This is a genomic window from Finegoldia sp. BIOML-A1 (assembly GCF_009678325.1).
Taxonomy (GTDB): Bacteria; Bacillota; Clostridia; order Tissierellales; family Peptoniphilaceae; genus Finegoldia; species Finegoldia magna.
Map to the genome: position 1 here is coordinate 66621 of NZ_WKZF01000003.1, position 14213 is coordinate 80833.

The 14213-nt window shown below is 32.4% G+C and carries 12 protein-coding genes; 10 read left to right on the plus strand and 2 right to left on the minus strand.

The features are described 5' to 3' along the window. Positions 1–82 precede the first annotated feature (82 nt). The 9 genes from GKG00_RS04275 (at position 83) to GKG00_RS04315 (ending at position 9121) form a co-directional block, all read left to right on the plus strand. Positions 83–1852, plus strand: coding sequence for an aminopeptidase P family protein (locus tag GKG00_RS04275; protein WP_154254421.1), 1770 nt, complete (start codon positions 83–85; stop codon positions 1850–1852). A 2-nt stretch (positions 1853–1854) separates the two neighbouring features. After that, entirely contained in the window at positions 1855–3681 is a 1827-nt protein-coding gene (gene uvrC, locus GKG00_RS04280; RefSeq protein ID WP_154254422.1) for an excinuclease ABC subunit UvrC, read from the plus strand. Between the two features lie 72 nt (positions 3682–3753). Continuing rightward, positions 3754–4263, plus strand: coding sequence for an energy coupling factor transporter S component ThiW (gene thiW, locus GKG00_RS04285; protein ID WP_094203323.1), 510 nt, complete (start codon positions 3754–3756; stop codon positions 4261–4263). Continuing rightward, on the plus strand, positions 4256–5062 hold the full coding sequence (gene thiM, locus GKG00_RS04290) for a hydroxyethylthiazole kinase (protein ID WP_154254423.1): 807 nt from the start codon (positions 4256–4258) through the stop codon (positions 5060–5062). Before thiW ends, thiM begins: the two co-directional genes overlap by 8 nt. Continuing rightward, positions 5040–5684, plus strand: a complete 645-nt coding sequence (thiE, locus tag GKG00_RS04295; protein ID WP_154254425.1) for a thiamine phosphate synthase — start codon at positions 5040–5042, stop codon at positions 5682–5684. Before thiM ends, thiE begins: the two co-directional genes overlap by 23 nt. Positions 5685–5686: 2 nt before the next feature. Further along, positions 5687–6097 carry a DUF5301 domain-containing protein gene (locus tag GKG00_RS04300; RefSeq protein WP_154254426.1) on the plus strand — a complete coding sequence of 137 codons (411 nt, stop codon included), beginning with the start codon at positions 5687–5689 and terminating at the stop codon, positions 6095–6097. 307 nt (positions 6098–6404) lie between these two features. Further along, positions 6405–6755 carry a GntR family transcriptional regulator gene (locus tag GKG00_RS04305; RefSeq protein ID WP_012290369.1) on the plus strand — a complete coding sequence of 117 codons (351 nt, stop codon included), beginning with the start codon at positions 6405–6407 and terminating at the stop codon, positions 6753–6755. Then, complete coding sequence (locus GKG00_RS04310) at positions 6752–8086, plus strand: PH domain-containing protein (protein WP_154254427.1); 1335 nt, start codon at positions 6752–6754, stop codon at positions 8084–8086. Before GKG00_RS04305 ends, GKG00_RS04310 begins: the two co-directional genes overlap by 4 nt. A gap of 78 nt (positions 8087–8164) precedes the next feature. Then, complete coding sequence (locus GKG00_RS04315; protein ID WP_154254428.1) at positions 8165–9121, plus strand: hypothetical protein; 957 nt, start codon at positions 8165–8167, stop codon at positions 9119–9121. A gap of 44 nt (positions 9122–9165) precedes the next feature. Here GKG00_RS04315 and GKG00_RS04320 read toward each other — a convergent pair whose 3' ends face one another. Both GKG00_RS04320 and GKG00_RS04325 read right to left on the minus strand, forming a co-directional pair. Beyond that, positions 9166–10812, minus strand: coding sequence for a cell wall-binding repeat-containing protein (locus GKG00_RS04320; RefSeq protein ID WP_154254429.1), 1647 nt, complete (start codon positions 10810–10812; stop codon positions 9166–9168). A gap of 453 nt (positions 10813–11265) precedes the next feature. Beyond that, a complete protein-coding gene (locus GKG00_RS04325) occupies positions 11266–12993 on the minus strand; it encodes a cell wall-binding repeat-containing protein (RefSeq protein WP_154254430.1) in 1728 nt (575 codons plus the stop codon). Positions 12994–13215: 222 nt separating this feature from the next. Here GKG00_RS04325 and hprK point away from each other — a divergent pair, with 222 nt between their 5' ends. Further along, the gene (gene hprK / locus GKG00_RS04330; RefSeq protein ID WP_154254431.1) at positions 13216–14175 is read left to right on the plus strand and encodes an HPr(Ser) kinase/phosphatase; all 960 of its coding nucleotides are present in this window, start codon (positions 13216–13218) and stop codon (positions 14173–14175) included. Positions 14176–14213: the final 38 nt, after the last annotated feature.

Consider the following 14213-nt stretch of genomic DNA (forward strand, 5'->3'; position numbering starts at 1 on the left):
TTTACCTAGTTTTTTTGTTAGCGTGAAAATAAACATCGTTATATTTTATGATATAATTGTTATAACTACGAGGAGGTAATTTATGATTACAGAAAGATTAGAAAAGCTAAGAAAAAAAATGAGTGAAAGAAATATCGATGCTTATGTTGTATTATCGAGCGATCCTCATACATCTGAATATTTAGCAGATTATTATAAGACTAGAAAATATATTACTGGATTTAGTGGTAGTGCAGGAACTGCTGTAATTTTGAAGAAAAAAGCGGCTTTGTTTACTGATGGAAGATATTTTATTCAAGCTGCTAAGGAACTTGAAGGGTCTACTGTAGAATTGATGAAGATGGGTGAACCTGGGGTTCCAACTTTAATTGAATATTTGAATGAAAATGTCGGCGAATGTGGAAAAATAGGAGTCGATGGTCTTACTTTGGACTACAATGATTATTATCAATGGTTGGAAAATCTTGGCGATAGAATGATAATCACTGATGTGGATTTTGTTGGTGATATCTGGGAAGATCGTCCAGAAAAACCAAATTCAAAGGCTTATGCATTTGATGAAAAATATTGTGGCAAAGATACTAAGACAAAATTAAAAGAGCTAAGATACTTTATGGATTCTAACGATTGTGATTACAATTTTATAGGCTCTTTGGATGATATTTGCTACCTTTACAATATTAGAGGTAACGATGTATTGTACAATCCTGTTATCATAAGTTATGCGTTGGTTGGAAAAGATTTTGCTAATTTGTACATTGAAGATGAAAAAATCGAAGATGATTTGATTGAATTGTTGAAAGAACAAGGTGTTACTGTAAAATCTTACGAAAAAGTCTTCGAAGATTTGAGTGAGCTTCCAGGAAAAAGCGTTTTGTTCTTGGATCCTTCTAAGACAAATGTAAGAATTTACAATTCAATTAATTCAAATATTAGAATTTCAAAAGGAATTCAACCTACAACTTTGATGAAGGCTCACAAGAATGAAACAGAAATCGAAAATCAAAAAAATGCTTACATCAAAGACGGTGTTGCGTTGGTTAAGTTTTTCAATTGGGTAGAAACAGGAACTCCAACTGGAAATGTTACTGAAATGAGTGCAGCGGATAAGTTGAGATATTTCAGAGAACAAGGCGATTTGTTCATGGATTTAAGTTTCGGTACTATATCTGCATATGGAGAAAATGCGGCACTTCCTCATTACGAACCATCAGTTGATCATCCAGTCACTTTACAACCGAAGGGATTGTACTTGGTTGATAGTGGTGCGCAATATTTGGATGGAACTACTGATATTACTCGTACGGTTGCTCTTGGTGAATTGACTGATGATGAAAAACTACACTATACTTTAACATTAAAATCACACATCAATTTGATGACTACAATCTTCCCTAAAGGAACAAAATCATCGAGCTTAGATCCAATTGCAAGAAGACCTATTTGGCAAGAAATGTTGGATTTCAGACACGGCACAGGTCACGGTGTGGGATTCTACCTTGGTGTTCACGAAGGACCACAAAGAATTTCGTCCGTAAATAATGATATCGACATGGATGAAGGAATGGTTACTAGTGACGAACCAGGAATTTATATCGAAGGTTCACACGGAATCAGAATCGAAAATATTATGCATTGTATCAAAGTTGGAGAATCTGAATTTGGAGAATTCTTGGGATTTGAATCATTGTCTATTTGTCCAATTGACACAAGACCTATTATCAAAGAAAAATTACTTCCTTTCGAATTAGAATGGTTGAACAATTACAATAAGGAATGCTACGAAAAATTATCACCATACTTGGAAGGATCTGACTTAGAATATCTAGAACAACAAACAAAAGCAATATAGAAATGTTTGATATAAAAAAAGAACTGCAAAAAGTACCTCACAAACCAGGCGTGTACATTATGCACGATAAGAATGACGAGATAATCTACGTTGGCAAGGCGATTGATTTGAGAAGACGTGTGGGTCAATATTTTGATTCATCAAAAAAACTCGCAAAGGTCGCTGCAATGGTAAGTCACGTAGAATATTTTGAATATATTATCGTGAATAATGAATGTGAAGCTTTGGTTCTGGAATCAAACTTAATCAAGAAAAACAGCCCGAAATACAACATCGTTTTAAGAGACGATAAGCAATATCCATACATCAAAATCACGAACGAAAAGTTTCCAAGAGTCTTGAAAACTAGACGTGTTTTGAAGGATAAGGCGAAGTATTTTGGGCCTTTTCCTAATGCTTATGCAGTTAATGATATTATAGATTTGATTCATGAAACGTACAAAATCAGAACGTGTAATTTGAATTTTGATAAGGGTCAAAAGCTTAAGAGACCTTGTTTGAATTATTATATCAATCGTTGTGACGGAATGTGCGTTTATGATGTTAACGAAGAAGATTACAACAAAGAATTGTTAGAAGTGGAAAATTTCTTGAATGGTCGTGAAGATGACTTGACTAAGAAATTGACCGATAAAATGATGGCTGCCTCCAAGAATTTGAACTTTGAATTGGCAGCGAAACTCAGAGATTCTATCGCAAATATTCAAGTGATTTTGGAAAAACAAAACATCACCAACACCAAAGGATTGGACTTGGATATGATATCCATGGCTAGAGAAGCGGAGACTGTATGCGTTCAAGTATTTTTCATGAGAAATGGTAAAATTATTGAAAGACAACATTTTATTATCGACAATAAATACGAAGAATCAAACGAACACATTGTAGGAGAATTTTTCAAACAATTCTACATTGATTTGACTTACGTTCCGAAACAAATCCTAACCGATATTGAAATCGAAGACAGAGAGCTTATCGAAGAAATGCTAACTGAGAAAAAAGGTTCCAAGGTCGAAATCAAAATTCCTAAACGTGGTAACAAGACTGACCTCTTGGAAATGGTCAGAGTAAACGCAAAAGAAGGACTGGACAAATACATCTCCAGACATTTGAAAAGAGAACGTAATCGTGAGAATGCAATCTTAGATTTACAAGATATCACAGGGGTTAAACCAATTGATAGAATTGAATGCTACGATATTTCCAACACAAGTGGTGTAGATTCTGTGGGAAGTATGATTGTGTTCAAAAACGGGGCTAAATCTTCCAAAGATTATCGTAAATTTAAAATAAAAACTGTAGAAGGTGCCGATGATTATGCATCGCACAGGGAAGTGTTGACGAGAAGATTCAGAAGACTTTTGGATTCTGATAAAAAAGACAACAGCTTTGATGAAATGCCTTCTATAATTTTGATGGATGGTGGCAAAGGTCAAGTCAACATCGCAAAAGAAGTGTTGAACGAATTCAACTTGGATATCCCGATTTTGGGTCTTGTAAAAGACGATAAGCATAGGACGCGTGGAATAATTTACGAAAACGACGAAATCAGGTTGAAAGTGAACACTCCTTTGTACAGGTTGTTGTTTGCGATTCAAGAAGAAACACACAGATTTGCCATCAATTATCACAGAAAACTGCACGAGAAAAACTTCAAGAAATCTGAATTGGACAATATAGCCTTAATCGGAGAGAAAAGAAAAAAAGCTTTAATGAAACATTTTAAAACTCTTGACAGAATAAAAAAAGCCAGTGTAGAAGAGCTTTGCGAAGTTGATGGAATGAATGAAAAAGCAGCAGAAAATATAGTGAATTATTTTAAGCAATAATTTGCTATATTTTTTATTGTAAAGAAATATTGATTGATGGTAATATATAAGGTAGTGAAGGATGGATGGTTTATGACAAGAAAAAATTCTACTTTAATTAAAATGATAATGCTTTCAATATTTGTCGCAATAGGAGTTGTGATATCTCCAATTTTGAGAGTTGTTGGATTTTGTCCAACACAACATTTTGTTAATATAGTGTGTGCGGTATTTTTGGGACCATGGTATGCACTTTTGTGTGCGACATTGATTGGAATAATCAGAATGTCACTAATGGCAATTCCACCGTTAGCATTGACTGGAGCTGTGTTTGGAGCGTTTTTGTCGGGAGTTTTGTATAAGAGAACGAACAAATTGATTATGGCTTGTATTGGAGAAGTTATTGGAACAGGAATAATAGGATCGATTGTAAGCGTTCCTGTTATGAAGTTTTTCTTCGGAAAAAGCAATTTGACTTTATTTTTCTACACACCATCATTTGTACTTGCGACATTAATGGGAGCGACTGTAGCATTCGCATTTTTAAAGGCTATGCAAAAAAATAAAATGCTAGATAAATTAAAGGAAAGTATCAATGGATAATTTAATACAAAAAATGTCAGAGATTTACTCTGATTTGTACAACAGTAATAATCTGATTCATTGCCTTACGAACGCGATTTCAATCAATGATATGGCAAACGCAGTTCTGAGTGTTAACCAAAGTCCGTTTATGGCAGATAATCCACGAGAAGTCGAAGATGTTACGAAAAATTCTGATTCTCTGTTGGTAAATTTAGGAAACATCACGGACTATAGAATAGAATCAATCAAAAAATCCCTACGAATTGCAAATGAAAACAACATTCCAATTACATTGGATTTGGTTGGAGTGAGTGCGTCAAGATTAAGGTTGGATTTGACGTTAGAAATCTTGCAAAAATACACAATAACTTGTATAAAAGGAAATTACAGCGAGATAAAATCACTGGTTATTAAAGATTTAAGTACAAAAGGTGTGGATTCAAGAAAGCTTGAAGTAGACGATGTGATTAATTATTGTAATAATTTGCACGAAAAGTACCATTCAATGGTTGTGGCAACAGGGCATACGGATATTGTGTGTTCAGATGAGATTTATCTGCTAAATAATGGCGATGAAAGGCTTTCAAAAATCACTGCGACAGGTTGTGTTGTGGGAAGTTTGATAGCGTGTACACTTAGCGTATCCCAATCGATAGAATCATGTGTTCTAGCAATTAGTATGATGAATATTAGCTGTGAAATGGTGGATAAAAGTGTTGGACTTAGTTCTTTCAAAATCGGTTTGTACGATAATTTATCCAAAATAAAATGGGAACAAATAAAGGAGAATATAAATGCGAGAAAAGTTGAATCTTAGCTTGTACTTGGTTACTGATAGGACAAATGTTAAAGATGAGGAAGATTTTTTAACAAAAATTGAAGAATCTCTCAAAGGTGGAGTAACATTGGTACAACTAAGGGAGAAAAACATCTCTACAAGAGAATACATAGACTTGGCGAAAAAAGTGAAGGTAATTTGTGACAAGTTTGATGTGCCGCTTTTAATTGACGACAGAATTGACGTTTGCTTGGCAAGCGAGTGTGCAGGAGTTCATCTTGGAGATGAAGACATGGAAATAAAAGATGCGCGCAGAATTTTGGGAAATAATTACATTATTGGCGCAACTGCTAAAAGTGTTGAAAGAGCTATACAATGTGAAAAAGAAGGCGCAGATTATCTTGGAGTTGGAGCAATTTATCCGACAAAAACCCACGTTAAAACGAAAATAACATCGGTTGAAACTTTAAGAGATATCAACAATAGCATAAGCATAAAAACTGTCGCTATTGGCGGTTTAAATGAGGATAACATGGATGTATTAAAGAACAGTGGTGCAAGTGGGATAGCAGTCGTAAGAGCGTTGATGAATGACGACACCCCGCAAGAAAAAGCGCACAGATTATTAGAAAAATCAAAACAAGTTTTAGAATTGAGGTAATTATGAAAAACAAATTTAAATTAGTATTGTTAGTTATGGTGTTGATGTTGGTGATGGTATCTTGCAAAAAAGCAAATCCAATCACACTTCCAAATATAGATGATTCACAAGTAATCACAGTTACAAAAATCGAAGAAAACAAGGAAGGACCAACGGCATCTATCACTTCGAAAAAAGATATTGTAGACACAATTAAATTGATAAAAGAAAAAGCAAAACCAACCAGAAAAAAATCAAACAACGACACACCTGCGAATACAAAAGATTTTAGAAAAATGGAAATCTACTACGGAAAAGACGAGAAAATGACGTTGTATTTGTATCAAAACAAAAAATACTACATTGAAAAACCATACGAAGGAGTGTGGGAAATCGACAATGATACGTTTAATAAATTAATCGGTGCGATGTAGTTTTATAGTAGAAATTTATTGGTAGATAAACCATCATACACGAATATCTAGACTTCAAAAATTGTTGATTTATAAATCTCAAAATCCTAAAATTGCAAACTCGTTTCACTCACACAGTGCAATTTTTAACGGATTTCTCGAATTGAAATCAAATCAATTTTTTCCGTATGATATTCTTAGTATGATTGGTTTACTACTAAATACGAGTAATGATTTAGAGTGCATTTCGATGCGCTCTTTTTTTCTGTGAAAAAATATTGCTTCTGTGTCTAATCTGTATTATAATAACTAATACAAGGAGGACAGAATGATTAACATAAATACGACGAGTGATGTTCCGATTTACACTCAAATTCGAAACGAGATTATTAGAGAAATTGCCAATGGCAATTTACAAAATGGCGACGAACTTCCTTCTGTTAGACAATTTGCAAATGATTTGGGAATTAATCCTATGACGATTAGCAAGGCTTACAATATTTTGAAGGATGAAAAAATAATTGTAATAGATAGAAGAGTTGGGGCGAAGATTTGCGTGGACGAAGATTATTCACGAAATTCATTTGAAGATGAATTGAAACTACTGTTGATGGAAGCGAAAATTCGTGGCAAATCACAAAAGGATATTAAAAATATAGTGGAGGAAATTATAAAATGATGTTGCAATTTATTTTATTTTTTAGTTTGGTGTTTATTTTGTTCATCATAAGAAGAGTGAACATATATACATTGAAAATAAACGATACTTTTATGTTGTATACAAATTTTCCAAAAGGTTATGAAGATGATGAATTCATCGTCGATTTGCTGGGAAAAACTAAGAAAAAATTGAATATTTTATTTGCGGTGAGCATTGTTTTATCTTTTCTTGTGTTGCTTGATTATGATTGGATAATGCTTGTGTATTACAATTTAATAGTTGTTTATCTTGTGAGTGCAAATATTATCGAATACAACGCAATGAAAGTAATACGACAATACAAAAAGGACAATAATATATCGACTGAGAATAGTATTTTGACGTATGATTTGAAGACTTCAAGAGATATTGAAAAAAAGAAAATCAAACTAAAAGCCTGGATAATTCCGCTGGTAGTTCAAATCGTATTGTTGGTAGCTTTTTTCAAAAACAGTGAGATGTTCTTCGTCTACATTTTGTTGCAAGTCGCAATGAGTGTAAGTACGATATTAACGGGATGGTTTTTGGGAAGGAAAAACACCAAAGTTTATTCGACTAATTCTGATGAAAACTTAAAGTTGAATGAAGAAAGCATCATAAAAGTACAACAAACGATGTATGCGATATATATAATGTTTATAGTTTTGGGATTTGTTGTAGCTTACTACTCATCAAAAGATATTTACAGAATTTTCCCGATTTTTTCATACATTGTTTTGTACACGTTAGCGATAATATTGGCTCTTTTTAAATATCAAACCATAGCAAAAAACTTAACTGCGATTAATAGCGACTTGTACAATGGAGATTTCTTCGATCCGTGGGGTTATTACAATCCAAAAGATGACAGGCTTATGGTTGAAGATGTTAGCGTAAGAAATGGCAATATGACTTTTAACAGGGCAAAATTATCAGGCAAAATACTCTACGCATTGACGGCTGTATTATTGATTGCAATCGAATTTTTGATGATAAATATGAGTTTACCAAAAACGTATACTGTAGATAATACGCCAAGCACTCTCACAATCACTGAATCTATTTATACTACTGTAATCGACAAAAAATCAATCGAAAAAGTTGAGCTAATCGAAGATATCAACAAAACAGATGGAGTTAGGTTAAATGGAACATCATTGAAACACTATTCCTATGGAAAGTTTTCAATAAAAGGAATTGGAAACTGTGATGTGTACATTCATAACGACAATCCAAGAGCAATTTGGATTAAGACTAAGGATAATAAAAACCTTGTGTTTAATTTCCCAACTGTAAAAGAAACCGAAAAGTTTTATAAAAATTTACGCTAATTGTTTTTTTGTAAATTCTGGGTATATATTAATTAATAAATATTAGTAGAAATATTTTATTAATATGGGAGGGAATTTATGAAGAAGTTTTTGATGGTTGCATTATGTATGATGATTTTTGTGTCGTGTGGGAAAAAAGAAGTGTACAAGGGCGTAGAATCCAGCGTAAAAGTAGACAGAATCAAAAAAATGGATTCTCACAACAAATACACAGAAAAGTTAAAGAACTCTGAGTTTATTCAGAAATTGTATGGAGATAAAATTGTCGTGTTAAAAGACGGCAAGAACTTTATTTACGACGATTCCAAGGACGAATTAGTACAACTAGATGATGGATACGGAATATACGATGTCGATAAGAAAGATTATCTCCTTTATAAATCAGATGAATCTTTTGCTTCTAAGTTGATGATTAAAAGTGATGATGGAATGAAAAATCTCACATCAACAGAGCATATTAGTGATGCTAAGTTATCGGATAAAAATGTGTATGCTATGGTTTTGCGTTCTGATTCTCCAATTAAATTCTTTGAATGTGAGATTTTCAGGAATAATAATGGCGCATTTGAATCTACTGGCAAGATTGGGAAATTAATCAAAAACGATAAGTCTGTAATGTATATGCATTATGAAAAGGACAAATTAACTGTCAAAGATATGGACGATAAGGAAATCTTCAGTAGGGATTTGACAGAAGATGAGTTTCCGATTGATGTTGTGATGAATAATAAGGATGTCTTCTATTCTTTGTATGATTTTAAAACTGGAAATTCAAGGTTGTACAAGAATGATAAGTTGATAATGGAATCTACTATTAAAGGTTATGAAAATGTATTGAAAAGATTTAAAGTGTCTAAAAAATATATGACTTGGTTGGATAATAAGATTGCTTATAATCTAGAAAAAGATAAACTCGTATTTTTTGAAGATGCAAAAGATGATACAATGATAGTTCCAATAGGTGATAGCGTGTACAGTTTGAAAATCAAAAACTCAATTGGGATGTTCAATGATGACACTATAAAATTCAAATAGACAATCAAAAAAGCAATGATTCATTAGAATCATTGCTTTTAAATTTAACCTAATAATCTTCTTGCTGTAACGAATGTTCTTTGGTAATAACTTGAGTTGATATCTGATAAGATAACCCCTGTTGATGGTGTAGAAGCGTGGATTAATTTGTTGTTACCAACGTAAATTCCAACGTGACTTATTCCACCACCACCTGTTGCAAAGAACATCAAATCGCCTTTTTTCAAATTTGATTTGGAAACTTTGTGTCCATAAGAAGCTTGTGCTCTTGAGCTTGTGCTAATTCCTATACCATAAGCTTGTTTATAAAGGTAAGATGTAAGTCCTGAACAGTCGAATGATTTAGGGCCGTGAGTTCCCCAAACGTAAGGCTTACCTAATTGTTTGTAAGCAAGATTTACGATTTTGTCTAATTTACTAGTTTCTTTTTGAGGTTGTTTTTTAGGCACATTTACTAATGCATCTACTTTTGGTTTTGCTTGTAGTGATTTACCAGCTAATAAATCTTTAATTCCATTTACTACGAAATTATCGATAGTGTTTTTGCCACCAAATACCATTGTGTACATGATGTTTGATTTGTTTTGTCTGAAGAAAGATTCCACAGAGTTTGATTTTTGTTCTTGTGTTTTGTAATCTTCGTTTCTTGGAACGTCCATCTTCTTAACCAAAACAATTGGGGCGTTGTATTTTTGAGCTACAGGAGATGCAGCAAGTACATCTACAAATTTTTCTCCACTAGCTACAATTGTTCTTTCAGAATTTACGCCGACTTGTTTTGCAACTTTTACAGATGTTTGGTATCTGTCATGTCCTGCAATTCTAGTAACTTTTGAAAGTTTTGAAAGTTCATTTTCAACAGCTTTTGAAACTGAATTTTCTCCACCTACTATAGTGATGTCTCCCAAAAGACCTTTTTTGCTGAAAGAATTTAAGTATTCTTTGATTGATTTTGGCACTTCATTCTTTTTAACTAAAAGAACTGGAGCGTTCTTTTTCTTAGCTAAAGAAGTTGAAGAAATAGAATCTGCAAAGTTTTCACCAGATGCGATAACTACGTTTTGTTTCTTGTTAGAAACTGGGTGAGATGTAGTAGCTGATTTTGCATTAACTTCGTATCTGTCTTTGCCTTTAACTCTGATGACTTCAATTCCCATACCATTTAATTCGTCAACTACTTTTGAACTAATAGTTTTTTCGCCACCAGTTATGTAGACTTTTTTGACACCTTTCAAAGCTTCTTTTGTCAAGTTGTCTAGTTTGTTGGAATCAGTGTAAAGAATAGGTGATTTACCATTTGAAATGTTTGTTGCACTGATTGAGTCCGAAAATTCGTTTGAATTCACAACTACAGCAGTGTCTGCATTTTTGAATTCTTTTTCTTTGATTTTCTTAGCTGTTTCAAATCTGTTTTTTGCGTCTATTCTTTCTGTTTTTGCACTTTTTTGTGATTTGACTTCAGCTTCTTTTTTTTCTGTATTATTTTGATTTTTATTAGATATTACTTTGTTATTTTCATCTAGCTTTACTTGTATCTTAGTTGTTGTTTCAGTTTTACTTGAATTATCTAATATAGCTTTAACATTTGTTTCTGACTTGTTATTTTCATTATCTGCAAATGAAACATTTGCTCCCAAAGATAATGATACAGCCAAAGTCATTACAAGAAGTGGCTTCTTAAAATTATTCATGTATCCTCCTAATATACTTCAATGAGCTAATTTTAATTGCTCATTATTTCTGTAACCAATTTGTAACTTATTCAAATTACTCTAATAGTTTACAAGAATTTTTCATAACTTTCAAATAAATTTGACATTTATTGGTTTAATTTGCACAATTTGCTAGATTTTATGTAAAATTTGCTCAAAACTATTTACAAATTGAAAAATTTGTGAATTACTTGAAAATCACACTTCCCATAAAATAGGGAATAGTTTGTAACTAATTTGTAACTTTTAGGAAAAAACATAAAATGCGCCACTGAAAAACTTAATTATTAAAAAAATGTAACAATTGCTGGTTTTTATGAAAAATCGCTTAAAATATGTTTGGTAACGACTGAAAACTGACATTGTGTATCAAAATCATTGTAAAAAATTACATTAAAAAAGCACTGATACATCAGTGCTTAGTAGTTTACATTATAAGATGTAGATTTTGACGTTTCTAACTCCCCAGTTACGAGATTGAGCTTTAGTATCCATAACTACATCAATTTTATTTCCTTTAATAGCTCCACCAGTGTCTTCTGCTGTAGCAAATCCGTATCCTTCTACATATACTCTTGTTCTCAAAGGAATAACTCTTGGGTCTACTGCGATAACACCGCGTCTAATTTTAGTTCCGATTGCTGTTACATTCCATCCACCGTTTTCTCTAGGATCAGAAGTGTAAGCCGTGGCTCTTACTGTGAATACTCTTTTTGCTTTTGCAAGTTGAGCTTGTAATGAATCTACAGGTTTTTTAACCTTTTTAGATTTCTCAATTGTACTTTTTCTTAGTTCAGCTTTTTCTTTTTTGTATAATGCATCTGCTTTTGGTGCAGTCTTAAGATTTTTACCTGCTAACAAATCAGATATTGATGATGATACGAAATCGGAAATTGAATGATTTCCTTCACAAACTATAACTTGGTCTATGGATTTGTTGTTCTTGAAGAATGCTTCCATAGTAGAGTTTTTGTCGTTTGAAGAATAATCTTTTGTTCTTGTTACATCGTTAGGTTTTGTCAATATTAAAGAAGCATTTAATTTTGTAGCAACAGGTGACATTAATAATGCGTCGTTGTAACCATTACCTTCAGCTACGATTACTCTTTTTGCGTTAAGGTTAACTTGTTTTGCAACTTTTACGTTAGTAGTGTATCTGTCACGACCAGCAATCCTACTTACATTATTGCTAAAAGTTCTTAAGTAAGATTCTACTTGTTGAGATACTGATAAGTTACCACCAACTATTGTTATACTTCCTATAGCATTGTTTCTCTTTAAAGATAACAAATAACCTTTTATAGATGTAGGAACTTCATTTTTTCTAACGAAAAGTATAGGAGCTTTTTTGTTTTGAGCTAAAATAGCAGATGATATAGCATCACTATGATTTTCGCCTGAAGTTATAAGTATATTTGTTTTTTGTTTTGTATTTGGATTATGTGTTTTTGCTGCAACTTTAGAATTAACTTCGTATCTATCATGTCCAGCAATTCTTTCAACAATTATTCCCAAACTTTTAAGTTGATTTACTACAGAATTGCTAACGGATTTTTCTCCACCTAAAATGTAAACTTTTTTAGGTTTGTTAGCTTTTAGGTTTGCCAATGTTTTACTATCTAAAGAAGATTGGTTAGTAAATAATATTGGAGTGTTACCTCTTGATAGTGAAACAGCAGATAGTGAATCTACAAATGTTGAGCTATTTGTCAAAATAACTGTATTTGATTTTGAAAAATATTCATTTCTTATATTAGTAGCTGTTTCAGACTTACTTGATGAAGTGATTTTCTTCACATCGGCTCTTTTGACTGCTTTTACTTCAGCAGGCTTTTTCAAAAGTTCTTTTGAATCTTCAAAGCCTTCAGTCAAATCTTCTTTTGTAGAATCTTTTTTATCTTCTTTTTCAGTATTTTCAGTATTTTCAGTATTAACTTTTTCAGTTTGTTGTGTACCATTGGATTTGATGGAATCCTCTGTATTCACATTTTCTTGATCTTTAATTGTATTTTGCAAATTTGTAGTGTAATTTAAAGCGTCTTGTTTTACTTCTTCTACAAGCTTTGTATTGTCAACATCAGCAAATGAAGAAGTTGCATTTAAAGCAGAAAAGGTAAACATTAATCCCATCACTAACAATGGTTTTTTTATATTGTTCATTTTTCCTCCTAATTTTACGATTAAAAGTTTTTAATCTGCAAATTTAATATAATATATTGTAACACATTTGTAACTTGTTGTAACTTTTTTGTAATAAATTAGGTTAAAAAAACGTTAAATATTACAAAAACGTAACAATTAAGCTGTGTTTTCGTCATATATTATCGAAGATTGTTTGCTTATATACAGATTAGATAATAAAATATAATAAGGAGGGAACTTATGAAAACAGTAAAATTAAGTGCGGTTGTTAAAAAATTAGACTTGCACGTTGTAAGGACAAGTTCTGATTACGAAACAATTGAGATTACAAATTCTGAAATAAATAGACCGGGATTACAATTATCTGGTTTCTTGGAAGAATTTCCATATAGAAGAATTCAGTTGTTCGGTAAGGCTGAACTTGCGTATTATATGGCGATGGATATGGAGCTTAGAAAAGAAAGAGTAAGAGCAATGATGGAATATGATATTCCTTGTATTGTTTTTTCACATTATGCTCAAATTCCTGATGAAGTTAGGCAATTAGCTGAAGAATACGATAAAACTCTATTAATTTCTGACAGAACAACTACCAGACTTATCTCAGCATTGGATGAAGTATTGGAATATTTTCTTAGTGAGGAAGATACAATCCACGCTTCTCTGTTGGATGTTTTTGGTATGGGTGTTTTGTTGATGGGAGACAGTTCTGTAGGAAAAAGCGAGACGGCTTTGGATTTGGTAACTAGAGGTCACAGACTTGTTGCAGACGATGTGGTTGAAATTAGAAAAATCGAAAAAGGATTGTTGGCACAAGCTCCTCTTAACATCAGACACTATTTGGAAGTTAGGGGTCTTGGAATTTTAGATATTCAAAGGTTATACGGTACAGGTTCTGTAAGATTAACTACATTTATAGATTTGGTTATAAAGCTAGAAAAATGGCAAGACGATAAAGAATACGACAGAATTGGACTTGACGATCACACTACAGAAATTTTAGGAGTTGAACTTCCATATCTTGAAGTTCCTGTAAAACCAGGTAGAAATATTGCAATGATTGTTGAGGTTGCAGTTAGAAATCAAAGACAAAAACTTTTGGGTTATAATGCGGCACAAGAGTTAAATAATAAGTTAATTGCAAATATGAAAAAAGATACTGAAGAACACAGAAAGCAGTTAAAAAATAACAAAAATTAATTTCACAATAAAATTTTTTGATGAAGTTTGTTATTCTT

Coding starts and splice junctions, on each gene's coding strand:
- GKG00_RS04275 (WP_154254421.1), top strand. CDS start 83: ATGATTACAGAAAGATTAGAAAAGCTAAGAAAAAAAATGAGTGAAAGA.
- uvrC (WP_154254422.1), top strand. CDS start 1,855: ATGTTTGATATAAAAAAAGAACTGCAAAAAGTACCTCACAAACCAGGC.
- thiW (WP_094203323.1), top strand. CDS start 3,754: ATGACAAGAAAAAATTCTACTTTAATTAAAATGATAATGCTTTCAATA.
- thiM (WP_154254423.1), top strand. CDS start 4,256: ATGGATAATTTAATACAAAAAATGTCAGAGATTTACTCTGATTTGTAC.
- thiE (WP_154254425.1), top strand. CDS start 5,040: ATGCGAGAAAAGTTGAATCTTAGCTTGTACTTGGTTACTGATAGGACA.
- GKG00_RS04300 (WP_154254426.1), top strand. CDS start 5,687: ATGAAAAACAAATTTAAATTAGTATTGTTAGTTATGGTGTTGATGTTG.
- GKG00_RS04305 (WP_012290369.1), top strand. CDS start 6,405: ATGATTAACATAAATACGACGAGTGATGTTCCGATTTACACTCAAATT.
- GKG00_RS04310 (WP_154254427.1), top strand. CDS start 6,752: ATGATGTTGCAATTTATTTTATTTTTTAGTTTGGTGTTTATTTTGTTC.
- GKG00_RS04315 (WP_154254428.1), top strand. CDS start 8,165: ATGAAGAAGTTTTTGATGGTTGCATTATGTATGATGATTTTTGTGTCG.
- GKG00_RS04320 (WP_154254429.1), bottom strand. CDS start 10,812: ATGAATAATTTTAAGAAGCCACTTCTTGTAATGACTTTGGCTGTATCA.
- GKG00_RS04325 (WP_154254430.1), bottom strand. CDS start 12,993: ATGAACAATATAAAAAAACCATTGTTAGTGATGGGATTAATGTTTACC.
- hprK (WP_154254431.1), top strand. CDS start 13,216: ATGAAAACAGTAAAATTAAGTGCGGTTGTTAAAAAATTAGACTTGCAC.